We start from the raw sequence: 363 nt of genomic DNA, 5'->3' as shown, positions 1-363 counted from the left end.
CGCCGCGCACTGGCGGACCTTCATCCAGTTGGAGTTCACGGACGCCGGCAGGCTGCTGGCCCGAGCCGTCGACCGGGACGACGCCAAAGGCGAGCCCGTCCTCGCCGAGGCCCTGTGGCGCAGGCTCCCCGACCTCGACCTGATGCGTGTCGGAGGCGTCGCGGCGGAACATCTGCACCCGCTCGTCCGCGAGGCGCTGTTCCCCGCCCTCCAGGTCCCGGAAGGCCCGGTCGGCCCACCGGGACCGACGGCTCCCGCACCCGTGCGGGTCAGGTGCCGCGGGGAATGGCACGAGGTGGTGTTCCGGCCCGGCGGCCTGCTGCGCATGCCGCACAGCCACCAGGAACAACAACGTGAGCGCGC

The 363-nt window shown here is 73.6% G+C and carries 1 pseudogene; it reads left to right on the top strand.

The features are described 5' to 3' along the window. Positions 1 to 363 (top strand): annotated as a pseudogene (locus ACFW2E_RS10875) (ankyrin repeat domain-containing protein); the annotation flags it as partial.

The organism is Streptomyces sp. NPDC058964, from assembly GCF_042741275.1.
In the GTDB taxonomy this organism is placed as follows: Bacteria; Actinomycetota; Actinomycetes; order Streptomycetales; family Streptomycetaceae; genus Streptomyces.
The sequence above is the reverse complement of the archived record's forward strand: the minus strand, read 5'-3'. Positions and strand labels throughout refer to the sequence as shown.